Source organism: Pseudolactococcus raffinolactis NBRC 100932 (assembly GCF_001591765.1).
GTDB lineage: Bacteria > Bacillota > Bacilli > Lactobacillales > Streptococcaceae > Pseudolactococcus > Pseudolactococcus raffinolactis.
In genome coordinates this window covers 1-13,844 of record NZ_BCVN01000021.1, presented here as the reverse complement: position 1 = coordinate 13,844, position 13,844 = coordinate 1, and the positions used below count along the sequence as shown (strand labels likewise).

Annotated in this window: 15 protein-coding genes; 11 read left to right on the top strand and 4 right to left on the bottom strand. The window is 38.6% G+C overall.

Features of this window, described 5'->3' with window-relative positions; genetic code table 11:
• Nucleotides 1-15: 15 nt before the first annotated feature.
• The 3 genes from nagA to LRA01S_RS07015 all read right to left on the bottom strand — a co-directional run bounded on the left by nagA (nucleotide 16) and on the right by LRA01S_RS07015 (nucleotide 2,897).
• Entirely contained in the window at nucleotides 16-1,173 is a 1,158-nt protein-coding gene (gene nagA, locus LRA01S_RS07025; protein ID WP_061774929.1) for an N-acetylglucosamine-6-phosphate deacetylase, read from the bottom strand.
• 115 nt (nucleotides 1,174-1,288) lie between these two features.
• The gene (locus LRA01S_RS07020; protein WP_061774928.1) at nucleotides 1,289-2,437 is read right to left on the bottom strand and encodes a toxic anion resistance protein; all 1,149 of its coding nucleotides are present in this window, start codon (nucleotides 2,435-2,437) and stop codon (nucleotides 1,289-1,291) included.
• On the bottom strand, nucleotides 2,430-2,897 hold the full coding sequence (locus LRA01S_RS07015) for a 5-bromo-4-chloroindolyl phosphate hydrolysis family protein (protein WP_061774927.1): 468 nt from the start codon (nucleotides 2,895-2,897) through the stop codon (nucleotides 2,430-2,432). Before LRA01S_RS07015 ends, LRA01S_RS07020 begins: the two co-directional genes overlap by 8 nt.
• A gap of 144 nt (nucleotides 2,898-3,041) precedes the next feature.
• Between LRA01S_RS07015 and LRA01S_RS07010 the strand changes: the two genes are divergently transcribed.
• From LRA01S_RS07010 to dltD, 11 genes are all read left to right on the top strand, one after another.
• Nucleotides 3,042-4,079, top strand: coding sequence for an NAD(P)H-dependent glycerol-3-phosphate dehydrogenase (locus LRA01S_RS07010; protein WP_061774926.1), 1,038 nt, complete (start codon nucleotides 3,042-3,044; stop codon nucleotides 4,077-4,079).
• Between the two features lies 1 nt (nucleotide 4,080).
• On the top strand, nucleotides 4,081-5,016 hold the full coding sequence (galU, locus tag LRA01S_RS07005) for a UTP--glucose-1-phosphate uridylyltransferase GalU (protein WP_061774925.1): 936 nt from the start codon (nucleotides 4,081-4,083) through the stop codon (nucleotides 5,014-5,016).
• 116 nt (nucleotides 5,017-5,132) lie between these two features.
• Nucleotides 5,133-5,558 (top strand): NusG domain II-containing protein, encoded by a 426-nt coding sequence (locus LRA01S_RS07000; protein WP_061774924.1) that lies wholly within the window; start codon nucleotides 5,133-5,135, stop codon nucleotides 5,556-5,558.
• Nucleotides 5,558-6,106 (top strand): Gx transporter family protein, encoded by a 549-nt coding sequence (locus tag LRA01S_RS06995; RefSeq protein WP_061774923.1) that lies wholly within the window; start codon nucleotides 5,558-5,560, stop codon nucleotides 6,104-6,106. Before LRA01S_RS07000 ends, LRA01S_RS06995 begins: the two co-directional genes overlap by 1 nt.
• Nucleotides 6,103-7,047 (top strand): polyprenyl synthetase family protein, encoded by a 945-nt coding sequence (locus tag LRA01S_RS06990; protein ID WP_061774922.1) that lies wholly within the window; start codon nucleotides 6,103-6,105, stop codon nucleotides 7,045-7,047. Before LRA01S_RS06995 ends, LRA01S_RS06990 begins: the two co-directional genes overlap by 4 nt.
• Nucleotides 7,044-7,763: a 16S rRNA (guanine(527)-N(7))-methyltransferase RsmG gene (gene rsmG, locus LRA01S_RS06985; RefSeq protein ID WP_061774921.1), complete on the top strand. Its 720-nt coding sequence runs from the start codon at nucleotides 7,044-7,046 to the stop codon at nucleotides 7,761-7,763. Before LRA01S_RS06990 ends, rsmG begins: the two co-directional genes overlap by 4 nt.
• A 255-nt stretch (nucleotides 7,764-8,018) precedes the next feature.
• Entirely contained in the window at nucleotides 8,019-8,177 is a 159-nt protein-coding gene (locus tag LRA01S_RS06980; RefSeq protein WP_061774920.1) for a teichoic acid D-Ala incorporation-associated protein DltX, read from the top strand.
• 22 nt (nucleotides 8,178-8,199) lie between these two features.
• Entirely contained in the window at nucleotides 8,200-9,741 is a 1,542-nt protein-coding gene (dltA, locus tag LRA01S_RS06975; protein WP_061774919.1) for a D-alanine--poly(phosphoribitol) ligase subunit DltA, read from the top strand.
• The gene (gene dltB / locus LRA01S_RS06970) at nucleotides 9,738-10,991 is read left to right on the top strand and encodes a D-alanyl-lipoteichoic acid biosynthesis protein DltB (RefSeq protein ID WP_061774918.1); all 1,254 of its coding nucleotides are present in this window, start codon (nucleotides 9,738-9,740) and stop codon (nucleotides 10,989-10,991) included. Before dltA ends, dltB begins: the two co-directional genes overlap by 4 nt.
• A 75-nt stretch (nucleotides 10,992-11,066) precedes the next feature.
• Nucleotides 11,067-11,306, top strand: coding sequence for a D-alanine--poly(phosphoribitol) ligase subunit DltC (gene dltC / locus LRA01S_RS06965; RefSeq protein WP_061774917.1), 240 nt, complete (start codon nucleotides 11,067-11,069; stop codon nucleotides 11,304-11,306).
• Nucleotides 11,299-12,540 (top strand): D-alanyl-lipoteichoic acid biosynthesis protein DltD, encoded by a 1,242-nt coding sequence (gene dltD, locus LRA01S_RS06960; RefSeq protein ID WP_061774916.1) that lies wholly within the window; start codon nucleotides 11,299-11,301, stop codon nucleotides 12,538-12,540. The genes dltC and dltD overlap by 8 nt, the downstream gene beginning before the upstream one ends.
• Before the next feature lie 132 nt (nucleotides 12,541-12,672).
• Here the strand turns inward: dltD and galE are convergent, their stop codons facing one another.
• Nucleotides 12,673-13,662 (bottom strand): UDP-glucose 4-epimerase GalE, encoded by a 990-nt coding sequence (galE, locus tag LRA01S_RS06955; protein WP_061774915.1) that lies wholly within the window; start codon nucleotides 13,660-13,662, stop codon nucleotides 12,673-12,675.
• Between the last annotated feature and the right edge of the window lie 182 nt (nucleotides 13,663-13,844).

Below are 13,844 nucleotides of genomic sequence, written 5' to 3'. Positions count from 1 at the left end.
TACCACATTTGAAACTTAAGCCGAATAAACTTTTTCACCATTTAAATATGTAGCTGATAGTTCTAGATTTTCTTCAAGAACGATGAAATCGGCCGCAAAACCAGGTTTAATTCGCCCACATCTATCATCAATGCCAACTGACTTAGCTGGAATAAGCGTTGCCATCATCACAGCTTCTTCAGGTGATGCAATGCCCCATTCTACTACATTTTTAAGGCCATCTTTGAGTTTCAAGATAGAACCTGCTAGATTACCACCGTCCTTCAGACGTGCAGTACCATTTTCAACAATAACCGGATATTCACCTAACATATAGTCGCCATCAGGTTCCCCGCCGGCACGCATACAGTCAGTAATCAAGGCAACATGATCGTGTCCTTTTTGTTTCATTAAAATATCGCAAGCTTTTGGATGGACATGATGACCATCACAAATTAGTTCGGCATAAGTGTGTGGAATTTCATAGATAGCACCAACCATCCCAAGTTCACGATGCGTCAAGCCACGCATCCCGTTATAGGCGTGAACCCAGATGCTAGCACCTGCTTCTGCGCCACGTACAGCCTGTTCATAAGTCGCGTCAGAATGGCCTAAGGCAACTTTCGTACCAGTTGCTGTTACTTTAGAGATGAAATCTTCGACGCCATCACGTTCAGGGGCAACAGCGATTTTAAGTAACATCCCTTTAGCAGCTGCTTGCCATCCTTCGAATTCTTCGAAACTTGGATTACGCATATAGTCTGCGTTTTGCGCACCTTTGTATTTTTCAGTAAAATAAGGCCCCTCAAAGAAAATGCCTTGGATTTTAGCGCCAGAAGCTTCTGTGTAATGCTCGCCAATTGTCTCACAGATATCACGCAATTGTTCATAGCTTGCAGTCAAAGCAGTAGGTAAGAATGATGTGACACCAGTTGATAAAAGTGCATCACTCATCGTATGAACGATACCATCTTTGTTATTGTCCATGACATCAGCACCGGCATAACCATGCACGTGTGTGTCGACTAGTCCTGGTGCAATGAAATGACCGCTATAATCTAAAATTTCAGCATTTTCAGGCGCTTGCATCGTATGTTTACCAAATTTGCCATCTGCAGTAACTTCTAAAAAGCCACCGACTTTGACTTCATAAGGATAGAAAAATTTGTCCGCTTTGATATAGTAAGTTGTCATTGGCTTTACCTCGTTATTCTTTCTTTATACGCTCTCTTATCATTTTACACCTTTTTATGACCTTTGTCAAAAATGGTATAGTCCAATTTTGAGACAAAAAAAGCGAAATAAAATTTTACTCGCTTTTTCCTTTATTAGATAGTTCCAATAATTTTGTTTTGATTTCTTCTTCGAGTTGCGCCAACTCCACTTCACCTTGGCGTCGTTTGATGGCACCTTCACGTTGAATATTCATCGTTTCTTGAATCGTTTCAATTAAATTAGCCTGAGTCGTTTTAAGTGTCTCGATATCAACCACACCACGTTCATTTTCACGTGCTGCTTCGATAGATGACTGTTTCAACATCTCAGAGTTCTTTGTTAACAAGTCATTTGTCGTACTTGATACAATTCGTTGACTCGTTAAGGCATCTTTTTGTTTCAAGAGTGTAAGCGCAATAGCAACCTGATTTTTCCATAAAGGAATGGCGGTGTTAATTGACGTTTGAATCTTTTCAGCTAATTCTTGATTGGTATTTTGAATCAACCGAATTTGTGGTGCTTGTTGAATGGTGATTTGACGCGCTAACTTCAGATCATACTGACGTTTATCCAACCGATTTTTATAGCTTTCCAAATCAGAAATCTTTTGAACCGCAATGGCATTATCTGGTGTATTTTCAGCTTCAATTCTCGCTTGAGGAATGATCGTTTCATCAAGTTCCTTGATTTTCAACTCTGCACCCGCAATATAGACATTAAGGGCATGGAAATAGTCCAAATTTTCAGCATAAAGTGTCTCTAATGTTTTATTATCATCTAATAAACCCTTGTACTCATGCGTTAACTTGATTGAAATTTTGTCAATACCAGCACCCAATTTTTGATATTTTTGTGTGATTTCAAAAATTGATTTTTTGACCTTGCCAAACATCTTCTTGAAAAAGCCAGGATCTTCTGCCACAAGGTCATTAGGATTCGACTCTTGGAGTTGATACATTAAATCAGTCAGTGCTGTCCCTACTTCACCTAAATCTTTAGCTTGGACCTTATTCAAAACAGACTGTGAAAAATCACCAATTTTTTTTTGTGCAAGCGAGCCATACTCAATCACGGATTGGGAATTATTTTCATCAAGAGACTTAGATAACTCTTTTGCTTTCCCTAATTCTTCTTGTGAAAGTGTCGTAACAGCGTTTTCTGTAGTTGTACTTTGTGTGATTGGATTTTCTAGTGTGATGGATTGGTCAGCGGTCATTAAATCATCCAGAATATCATTAGCCATTTTCTACCTCGTTTTTTATATTTTCAATATCATCAGATATCTCTAGTTCATACGTTTTCGCAATTTTTTCAGACAACTTTCGAATTACTTTTTGACTCTCTATCTTTAAATTTTGGTCAAGTTTATCAACACTTTTGACATCATCATAAGTTTCTGTCAACTCAACCATTGTTGGTAGTTGTTTATAGAGAAAATCATGATTGGTAAGCGCCATTTTTGGACGTTTAACGATGAGTTGAAATAGTTTTTTAGCGCTCTTCAAACCGCCCGTTACATTTTCAATGATTTGTAACTCAGAATCATGCTTAACGGCAGTTTCCCAAGACTTGATTTGAATTTTAGCATCCTGCATGGTCTCACGAAAAATAGTGATGTCTTGATCAGACAACCCTTTTTCATGATAAGTTTCAATTAAATTTGGATTTTTTTTACTTTTTTTATAATCATGTATTAACCACAAAATGAGTACCACCACTATTATTATCAATATTGTTATGTATTTCATAATACTATTTTAGCACATTTTTTCCTGCAATTCTCAGTCTAGAGTATGATTTTTGCATAGGAATATGCTAAAATGAAAAGGAATACAATTGGAGGTATTATGACTCAAAAGAAAATTGCCGTCTTAGGTCCTGGTTCATGGGGAACTGCACTATCACAAGTTCTCAATGATAATGGTCATGAAGTACGGATTTGGGGAAATGTTCCTGAACAGATTACTGAAATCAATGAAAAACATACCAATACACGTTACTTTAGTGATGTTGTCTTAGACGATAAAATCACAGGTTACGATAACTTGTCTACTGCCCTTGCGGATGTTGATGCGATACTGTTCGTTGTCCCAACCAAAGTCACTCGGCTCGTTGCCAAACAAGTTGCTGATGTTTTGGATCACAAAGTCGTTGTTATGCACGCTTCCAAAGGTTTGGAGCAAGGCACACACGAGCGCATCTCTACGATCTTGGAAGAAGAAATCCCCGCTGACTTGCGTTCAGAAGTTGTTGTCGTTTCTGGTCCTTCTCATGCTGAAGAAACCATTGTCCGTGATTTAACCTTGATCACCGCTGCTTCCAAAAACCTTGAGGATGCCAAATATGTTCAAGAACTTTTTAGCAACGACTATTTCAGACTATATACGAATGATGATGTCATCGGTGTAGAGACAGCGGCTGCTTTGAAAAACGTTATCGCAGTCGGCGCAGGCGCCTTACACGGTCTCGGGTTTGGTGATAATGCCAAAGCAGCGATTATTACCCGTGGGCTTGCCGAAATTACACGTCTCGGTGTGGCCATGGGTGCTAATCCTATGACCTATATCGGTTTATCAGGTGTTGGTGATTTGATTGTTACGGGCACCTCGGTTCACTCTCGAAACTGGCGTGCTGGTGATGCCTTAGGCCGTGGTGAAAAACTCGCGGATATCGAAGCCAACATGGGCATGGTCATCGAGGGTGTGTCAACAACAAAAGTTGCGCATGAGTTAGCTGAGATGCTTTCTGTAGACATGCCAATCGTTGACACCATTTATAATGTGATTTATCAAGATGCGGATATTCGGGAAAGTATTATCAAATTGATGCGCCGTGAAGGTCGTCCCGAGAATGAATATATTATAGAGATTAAAGGATTGAATTAAGATGAAAGATGATTGTTTAAGTAAAAAAGTGCGTAAAGCTGTAATCCCAGCTGCTGGGCTCGGCACCCGTTTTTTACCAGCTACAAAAGCACTCGCAAAAGAAATGTTACCAATTGTAGATAAGCCAACGATCCAATTTATCGTTGAGGAAGCCCTCAAATCTGGTATTGAAGATATTTTGATTGTCACTGGAAAAGCGAAACGTCCTATTGAAGATCATTTTGACTCGAATATCGAACTTGAAATGGCGCTTAAGGAAAAAGGCAAGGATGATTTGTTGAAACTCGTTGAAGAAACGACAGATATCAACTTGCACTTCATCCGTCAAAGCCATCCCAAAGGTTTGGGACATGCCGTCTTGCAAGCCAAATCATTTATCGGTGAAGAACCATTTGTCGTTATGCTTGGTGATGATTTGATGGAATCAGAATTACCATTAACGAAACAACTTATCAATGATTTCGAAACAACGCATGCGTCAACTATCGCTGTCATGAAAGTACCGCATCAAGATGTTGATAAATACGGTGTGATTGCACCTGAAGGTGAAGTCGAAAAAGGTCTCTATAATGTCGCTAATTTCGTTGAAAAACCAGCTGTTGCTGATGCACCAAGTGATTTGGCAATCATCGGTCGTTATCTCTTAACACCTGAAATCTTTAGTATCTTAGAAAATCAAACACCTGGTGCTGGTAATGAGATTCAATTAACAGATGCTATTGAGACACTTAACAAAACACAACGCGTCTTTGCTCGCGAATTTACTGGTCGACGTTATGATGTCGGAGATAAATTTGGTTTTGTTGAAACGACGATTGAATATGGCCTCAGCCATCCGCAAATCAAGCAAGACTTACATGATTACATCATCAAAAAAGGTAAAGAACTTGAAAAAGCTGATCAAGCCGCAACTAAAACTACTACAGCTAAAAAATAAGTGTGAAACGTTCTGATACTGGAACGTTTTTCTGATTTTCTTGCGATAATAGGTTAAAAGTAGCTTTTATTTAATCTTTTCAAGCAAAAATGCCCCAAAAATGATAAAATATGATAATGAATACAACTAAGGGCAAGCTGCAAAACATCTTGACTTCAATCAAAACTTTACGGATGAAACCGTTAGATTTTATACTCGTTATTTGTTTAATGGTAGCAAGTTTTACGCCTTTTCTATTATTAGGGGGCGAACATGGTACCAGCCGACAGGCACAATTGCGAGTGAACAGTCAGGTTATTAAAACCTTTGATTTAACGAAAGATCAAACCTACACCTATCAAGATGCCGACGGTGATATTAACAAAATAGAGGTCCGAGATGGTCGTATCGCCATCGTTTATGCCAATTGCGGCGATCAAATCTGTGTCAGAAAAGGCTTTATCAATCAAACTGGACAGACGATCGTTTGTCTCCCTCATAAACTTGTCATTGAGGTCATGCCATCAGGTAATGATGACGAAAATAGGATAATAGATTATTAATGAACCTAGAATATTTACATCGACTTGTCTATATCGCTTTACTAACAGCGACAGCGACCATTATTGGGATTGTTGAATCCTTATTACCTTCACCTTTTGCTTTTGCACCAGGTGCTAAATTTGGCTTTGCCAATCTGATTGTTTTAATGGCCATTTTTACACTGAAAAAATCTGATGTTATCATTCTAATGGTACTCAAACTTTTACTCACTGCCCTTTTTACCGGCTTCTCTGTCTTTCTCTATAGCATGGCTGGTGGTTTTCTATCGCTACTTGCGATGTATCTTATCAAACTTTTAGGCCCAAGGCTTGTCAGTTTGATTGGTATTTCTCTAGTCGGTGGCTTTTTCCATAATGTTGGTCAACTATTAATGGCAACTTGGATCGCCCAGACACCCGCTGTCTTACTTTATCTGCCATGGCTCGCCTTTTTCGGTCTCTTAGCTGGCTTTTTCATCGGCATAGCAGGTAATTCGTTACTTTATAAAATTAAACCTATCAATGCTTTATTGATAAAAGAAAATAAAACTTGGATGACACACACATGACCTTTTGGATACCTTATCTCCATCTTTCAAATCAGCTTGAACAGGTACAGTACATGATGACTACTGCCATTCATGTCAAAAATCCGCAAACACAAGCAGCCATTTTAAATTTATTTGCGTCTGGTGGCAAGCGGCTTCGCCCTGCCTATCTCTTGTTATTCTCTGAATTCACTGACCTTGAACCAGATAAAAGAATTGCACTAGCCAGTTCCATCGAAATGCTACATACTGCTACCTTGATCCATGATGATGTGATTGACCAAGCTGAAACACGCCGTGGCGTGCCAACGATTTCTCATCTTTATGGACCAGAAATCGCGGTTTATGCAGGTGACTATCTTTTTATTGCTGTTTTTAGATTGATGATTCAACATGCCTTAGACTTGTCAAATTTATCTCAGCGTGTTGAGGCCATGGAAAAATTGCTCAATGGCGAACTGGGCCAAATGAATCTGAAATTTAATACAGAGCAGACGATTTCTGATTATATTGATAATATTTCAGGAAAAACCGCCGAATTATTTGCGCAGGCTTGTGCTGTTGCGCCATTTGCTGACGGTAACTACAGATTAGCACAATTAGCCTATGATATTGGTCTCAATATCGGGATTGCTTTTCAAATTATGGATGACTATCTTGATTACACTGCAGATAGCGAGACGCTTGGTAAGCCTGTTCTTGCAGACATGCAACAAGGTATTTATTCTGCGCCTGTTCTATTCGCCTTAGGTGCAGATACTCGGGTAGCTGAGTGTTTAAAACAAGAAGATTTTGATACAGTCTTTAAAATCATTCAGCAAACTGAGGCGCTTCAAAAAACATACGATTTAGCACGTCAATATACGACAACAGCGCTCAAACTTATCAATAAATTACCCAATACCCCTGTCAAATCTGATATCCGTCAGATTACTGAAGAACTTTTAGAAAGACAACTATGACCCCTGAAGACTTTTATAGCTCGCTTGAGACCTTTAATATCCAGTTATCTGATTTACAGAAATCACAGTTTAAGATTTATTTTAACTTCTTGGTTACTGAGAATGAAAAAATTAACTTAACTGCGATTACTGAAGAAAATGAAGTTTATCTCAAACATTTTTACGATTCTATTGCACCGATATTATATAATGTAATTGATAACTCACCAGTTAACTTATTAGATATTGGTGCTGGTGCTGGATTTCCTAGCTTTCCAATGAAGATTATCTACCCTGACTTACAGGTGACAATCATTGATTCTTTAAATAAGCGAATTAAATTCTTGACTACTCTGTCTGACAAACTCGGTTTTGATCCAGCTTCCATTACTTTATTACATGGTCGAGCAGAAGATTTTGGTCAAAATCCAATTTACAGAGGTCAGTTTGACTACGTTACTGCTCGCGCCGTGGCGCGCCTCAACGTTTTGGCAGAATTGACACTACCATTTTTAAGAAAAGATGGTAAGCTTCTATCTTTAAAGGCCAGTCAAATGCTAGATGAAATTTCAGAAGGAAAGCACGCTATCGCGATTTTGGGTGGTAAGTTAGGCGATACACTGGATTATGCTTTGCCAAATGGAGACGAACGTCATTTGGTCATTGTAGAAAAGAAAAAAGAGACGCCTAAGAAATTTCCACGTAAAGCAGGCACGCCAAATAAGAAACCACTTTGACGCTGTCTTAAAACTAAAAGCGATAGATTGATTCATAAAGCGTGTTCACATTGACTGTGCTACGCTTTTTTTCATATTTCGCAATTGCAATTACTATCAAAACTGTAAGTTTCAAGTCTCTTTTGTAAGATTCAGTTAACATATTTTTGATATAATCATTTTAACTTTACTTTATCCATTCAAAAAATAGTAGCAATTTACCAAAATACTTGTTAAAATAGTGAAGTGACAATTTCAAAACAGGAGAATTAATAAATGATTAAATATATTCATAATTTGCCACAACATAAGGCATGGCCTGTCATCAAATTTATTTTGCAAAGCTTATTCTATTTTATGATCATCATTGCCTTGCTTTATTTGTTTAACTATTCCGGAAAAGGACAAGGCCACTTTATTTATAATGAATTCTAATCACAAGGAAAGAAGATTACCTATGCGCGTTTCAGACTTTATCGCAACACTTAATCACCATGCAAAAGAAATTCCCACTGCACCTGCTTATGATTTATTGGGACAAACCTATACTTACCAAAAACTCAAGCAAGACTCAGATACGATTGCAGCTTACATTGATAGCTTAAACCTACCTGAGAAAAGTCCAGTGATGGTTTTCGGAGGGCAAGAATACGAAATGCTTGCAACCTTTGTTGGCTTGACAAAGTCTGGACATGCTTACATTCCTGTGGACGTCAATTCAGCTAATGAACGGTTGACAAATATTGTCGAGATTGCTGAACCGAGTGCGGTGATTACGATTACTCCGTTACCGATTGAGATTCCAGGAATTCCAGTCGTGACACCTGAACAATTGGCCACTGTCCTTGCCCAACCATCAGAGTATGAGCTGACACATCCTGTTATTGGTGATGAGACTTATTACATTATCTTTACCTCTGGCACTACCGACAAACCTAAAGGTGTCCAAATTTCACATACGAATCTCTTGTCCTTTGTTAACTGGACACTTACTTCAAGTGAATTTGACTTACCACCACATGCTAAAATTTTGTCACAAGCACCGTATTCTTTTGATTTGTCAGTAATGTCTTGGGCACCAGCGTTAGCTGCTGGTGGCTGTCTCTATGCTCTACCTAAAGAAAAAACAGAGAATTTTAAAGATTTATTTGCTGTTTTACCAACTTTACCGATTCAAGTTTGGGTATCAACACCTTCCTTTGCTGATATGGTCTTACTTTCAGAAGATTTTTCATCTGAAAAGATGCCTAGCTTAACTCACTTTTATTTCTGTGGTGAGGAGTTAACCATTGGTACTGCTAGTAAATTACGCCAACGCTTTCCTAAAGCCAAAATTTTGAATACTTTTGGGCCTACTGAAAGTACCGTTGCTTTCTCTGCTGTGACCATTACAGATGAGATGATTGATAAATCAGATCGTCTGCCTATTGGTTATATCAAAGCTGACTCTCCGACTTTTATTCTCAATGAAGCCGGAGACATTCTGAGTGCTGGAGAACAGGGCGAAATTATCGTGACTGGGCCTGCTGTTTCTAAAGGTTATATCAATAATCCTGAAAAAACAGAGCAATCTTTCTTTGAACTAAAAGGTCAAAAAGCTTATCATACTGGCGATTTAGGCTTACTTGATGAGACAGGAATGCTACATTATCGAGGTCGTATGGACTTCCAAATTAAGCTTAATGGTTATCGGATTGAGTTAGAGGAAGTTGCGCATGTCTTGAACCTCTCTCAATATGTTGCTTCTGCTGTGGCTGTACCACGTTATAACGATCAGCATAAAGTCCATCAGCTTTTGGCTTATATCGTGCTGAAACCTGGTACGCGTGATCAATTTGAACGTGATTTACATTTGACGAAAGCCATCAAAGCCGAACTTGAAAATGATATGATGTCTTACATGATGCCATCACGTTTTATTTATCGAGAATCTTTGCCGATTACTCCAAATGGTAAAATTGATATCAAAGCTTTGATTGCTGAGGTGAATAGCCAATGAGCGGTCTGTTACAATTTTTACCCAATTGGCAACCTTACGGGACACCAAAATATTTCGGGATCCTAATATTAGCCCTGCTACCGATTATCATCGCACTGTTTTTCCGTCGCAGGCTCCAGATTTACGAGAGTTTTGTCTCAATTGCTTTTATCACTTTAATGTTTGGTGGGTCAAAATATCAACAGTTCTTTGCCCTAGTTTTCTATCTTGTCTGGCAAACGTTAATTGTTTTTGCTTATCAAACCTATCGCCAAAAAGCGGATAACAAATGGGTCTTCTATATCAGTATATTAGTTGCCCTACTACCATTGATTATCGTTAAAGTTACGCCTGCTGTACTTGGTGTTGATTCATTACTCGGTTTTCTTGGTATTTCTTACCTCACGTTTAGATCTGTTGCCATGATTATGGAATTGCGTGATGGTGAATTAAAAACTGTCACTTTTTGGTCATTCTTTCGTTTTATGATTTTCATGCCAACGATTTCATCTGGTCCGATTGATCGCTTTCGTCGATTTAACGAAGACTATCTCACTCCGCCTAGTCGTGAAGATTATTTAGCTATGATTGAAAAGGCTGTTTGGTCTATCATGTTAGGGGCTTTTTACAAATTCATCATGGCACATCTATTTGGCGAAGTGCTCTTGCCTCAGTTTAAACATATTGCGCTTCATGCGGGTGGTATCTTTAATTGGCAAACACTTTTGGTGATGTATGCCTATGGCCTGTATTTATTCTTTGACTTTGCAGGCTACTCTTTATTTGCGATCGGTATTTCCTATTTGATGGGGATTAAAACACCTGTTAACTTTAATAAGCCCTTCATCGCAAGAGATTTGAAAGATTTCTGGAATCGTTGGCATATGTCTTTGAGTTTCTGGTTTAGAGATTTTGTTTTCATGAGACTTGTCTACGTCATGATGAAGCACAAAATCTTTAAAAATAGAAATACAACCTCAAGCGTGGCTTACTTGTTAAACATGACCATCATGGGCTTCTGGCATGGCGTGACTTGGTATTATGTTGCTTACGGCATCTTCCATGGTGTTGGTTTAATTATCAACGACTGGTGGGTACGTCGCAAGAAAACGATTAATAAAACACGCAAAAAAAATGGGCAACCACTTTTACCTGACAATAAATGGACACATGCACTTGGTATCTTGATTACATTCAATGTTGTCATGGTGAGTCTATTACTCTTCTCAGGATTTTTAGACCAACTCTGGTTCCACCACTTCCCAAAATGATAGTTACAGTTTCGCCTATCATATGATAGCCTTCTGACTTGATTTCACAACTTTACTTTATAGGAGAATTTAAAAATGGATGTTCAAACAACAGTCATTGATATAATTGACAACTTATTTATGGAAGATATTTCTGATATGATGGACGAGGACCTTTTCGATGCGGGTGTACTGGACTCAATGGGAACAGTTGAACTCGTTATTGAGCTAGAAGAAAAATTCAATATCAAAATTCCAGTTTCTGATATGGGACGTGACGACTGGAATACAGGTAATAAAATCGTTCAAGGTGTAAAGGATTTACAAAATGCTTAAACCACTTTGGCTGATTTTAGGGCCACTCCTCGTCGCCTTCATCGGATTATTTGCCTTGCTCTTACTTGCACCTGAAAGAACATCACATCATTTATCAGATGAAAAACGTGCGGCTACCGCTTTAACGCCAACCGTATTCAAAAATGCTGCCTTAAAAAAAGAGGCGCTTTCTGACGCTAATCATCGGTTTGTTCCCTTTTTTGGTTCAAGTGAATGGCGCCGTCTGGATGAAATGCACCCATCTATCTTATCAGAGGCTTATAGGCGAGACTATACCCCATTTTTACTCGGCTTAAAAGGGGCAGAATCATTGACCCATTATTTCGGCATGCAGCAAATTCGACCTCAACTAACTGCCAAGCAAGCTGTTTTTGTTATTTCCCCACAGTGGTTTGTCAAGGATGGACAAGTATCTGGCGCTTTTAACGCTTACTACGCCAGTGATCAAGGGTATAATTTCTTAAAATATTCGACTGGTTCTGATGAAGATAAATATGCCGCTAAACGTTTTCTAGATTTGATGCCTGAAAGCCCAATTAATCATTTCATGAAAAAAATTGCCGATGGCAAACACCTATCGACAATGGACAAATGGCAGATCAAATTAGCGCAGCGTTTAGTCAGTCGAGAAGATAATTTATTTGCAGGCATGCAGTTTGGAGATAATTATCAGGATAAAGTGGTGCCCCGTGCTAGCAAACTACCTCAACCTTATAATTTACAAAACTTACATACACAGGCAGAGCAGCTTGGTCAAGCACATACTAACAATAACGAGTTCTGTATTTTGAACAGCTTTTACTCTCAACGTATCGAACATAAACTAGGTAAGTTAAAAGATAGTCAGACTAACTTTTCATACCTTAAGTCACCAGAGTATAATGACTTTCAACTCATTCTGAGTGAGTTTGCTAAAAATCAGACAGATGTGATGTTCGTCATTCCACCTGTCAATGAAAAATGGCAAGCCTATACTGGTTTGAGCCCTGAAATGTATGCTAAAACAGTTGAAAAGATTCGTTACCAACTGACTTCGCAAGGCTTTAATCAAATCGCTGACCTGTCTAAACAAGGTGGCGAACCCTACTTTATGCAAGATACCATCCATCTAGGCTGGAATGGTTGGTTGGCGTTTGATAAAGCTGTCAATGCTTTCCTAACCACTAAGCAACCAACACCTAATTATTACTTAAATGAACACTTCTTTACGCGTGAGTGGGCTGAGCAAGAATAAAGATATGGTATGAAGCCAAACTAAACAAAAAAAGTTATTTATTAACCATCACTGATGGAAAATAGATAACTTTTTTTGGAAGTTCAAGATAATCATCAAAAATTTGCGCATTGGTGTATTTTAACACTGCTATTAATCTTCATACCCATGTGGATGATTTTGATGCCATGTCCAGGCATTTTTAATGATATCTGCTAGTTTTTCTGTAGGAGTCCACGCGAGGATTTCCTGAGCTTTACTGCTATCTGCTATCAAGGCATCTGGATCGCCAATACGTCGTGGACCGATTTCTGACGCAATGGCATGACCTGTTACTTGGCGAGCTGTTTCCAAGACTTGTAAGTTAGAATAGCCTGTTTTCGTCCCTAAATTAAAGGCATCAGATTGACCACCTGCTTTAAGATACTCAAGCGATTTGATATGGGCATCAATCAAATCTGTCATACCGATATAATCACGGACACAAGTTCCGTCTTCTGTTTGATAATCATCGCCATAGATCATGATTTTATCGCGTTGACCGAGGGCAACTTGCAAGATAATCGGAATCAAATGTGTTTCGTTTTTATGGGCTTCTCCAATAGAACCGTCATGTTTAGCACCAGCTACATTGAAATAACGCAGAGCAACATAAGTCATATCTGTCGCAGCAGCTTGCCAAGCCATCATTTTTTCCATGATGAGCTTGCTTTCACCATAAGGATTGATAGGATTTTGAGGTGTTTTCTCAGTGATTGGCATTTCTTCTGGAATACCAAATGTTGCTGCTGTACTTGAGAAAACGATATGTTTAACATCAAAATCTTGCATCACGTCTAGTAATGTCATAGCCCCGCCAACATTATTTTCAAAGTACATGAGTGGTTTTGACATCGACTCACTAACTAAAGAATAGGCACAAAAATGCATGACCCCTTCGATGTTTTTCTCTTGAGTGAAAACGTCTGTCAAGAAAGCTTTGTCACGGATATCTCCTTGGTAAAATCGTGCCTTGTCTGCTACTGCTGCACGATGCCCAGTTGACAAATTATCAACGACTGCAACATCGTAACCACGTGCAAGAAATTCATCTGTTGCATGACTGCCAATATATCCAGCACCACCTAAAATCAAAACCGTCATGTTTCATCCTCAATTCTACTTTTTAGTATACGTTTACTAAACATTATAACATAAAATGTTTTCATTTTCAATAACATCTACTACATAAAATACGACTCCCTTAATGATATCCTACCATTGCCCGTATTATATCATAAAAGTGTGATTTTTTCGTCATTGAGAGTGATCTCGAAAGCGTAAGT

What these genes read in the sequence shown, in the direction of transcription:
- nagA (WP_061774929.1), bottom strand. Translation starts at nt 1,173, where the DNA reads ATGACAACTTACTATATCAAAGCGGACAAATTTTTCTATCCTTATGAA.
- LRA01S_RS07020 (WP_061774928.1), bottom strand. Translation starts at nt 2,437, where the DNA reads ATGGCTAATGATATTCTGGATGATTTAATGACCGCTGACCAATCCATC.
- LRA01S_RS07010 (WP_061774926.1), top strand. Translation starts at nt 3,042, where the DNA reads ATGACTCAAAAGAAAATTGCCGTCTTAGGTCCTGGTTCATGGGGAACT.
- galU (WP_061774925.1), top strand. Translation starts at nt 4,081, where the DNA reads ATGAAAGATGATTGTTTAAGTAAAAAAGTGCGTAAAGCTGTAATCCCA.
- LRA01S_RS07000 (WP_061774924.1), top strand. Translation starts at nt 5,133, where the DNA reads ATGAATACAACTAAGGGCAAGCTGCAAAACATCTTGACTTCAATCAAA.
- LRA01S_RS06995 (WP_061774923.1), top strand. Translation starts at nt 5,558, where the DNA reads ATGAACCTAGAATATTTACATCGACTTGTCTATATCGCTTTACTAACA.
- LRA01S_RS06990 (WP_061774922.1), top strand. Translation starts at nt 6,103, where the DNA reads ATGACCTTTTGGATACCTTATCTCCATCTTTCAAATCAGCTTGAACAG.
- rsmG (WP_061774921.1), top strand. Translation starts at nt 7,044, where the DNA reads ATGACCCCTGAAGACTTTTATAGCTCGCTTGAGACCTTTAATATCCAG.
- LRA01S_RS06980 (WP_061774920.1), top strand. Translation starts at nt 8,019, where the DNA reads ATGATTAAATATATTCATAATTTGCCACAACATAAGGCATGGCCTGTC.
- dltA (WP_061774919.1), top strand. Translation starts at nt 8,200, where the DNA reads ATGCGCGTTTCAGACTTTATCGCAACACTTAATCACCATGCAAAAGAA.
- dltB (WP_061774918.1), top strand. Translation starts at nt 9,738, where the DNA reads ATGAGCGGTCTGTTACAATTTTTACCCAATTGGCAACCTTACGGGACA.
- dltC (WP_061774917.1), top strand. Translation starts at nt 11,067, where the DNA reads ATGGATGTTCAAACAACAGTCATTGATATAATTGACAACTTATTTATG.
- dltD (WP_061774916.1), top strand. Translation starts at nt 11,299, where the DNA reads ATGCTTAAACCACTTTGGCTGATTTTAGGGCCACTCCTCGTCGCCTTC.
- galE (WP_061774915.1), bottom strand. Translation starts at nt 13,662, where the DNA reads ATGACGGTTTTGATTTTAGGTGGTGCTGGATATATTGGCAGTCATGCA.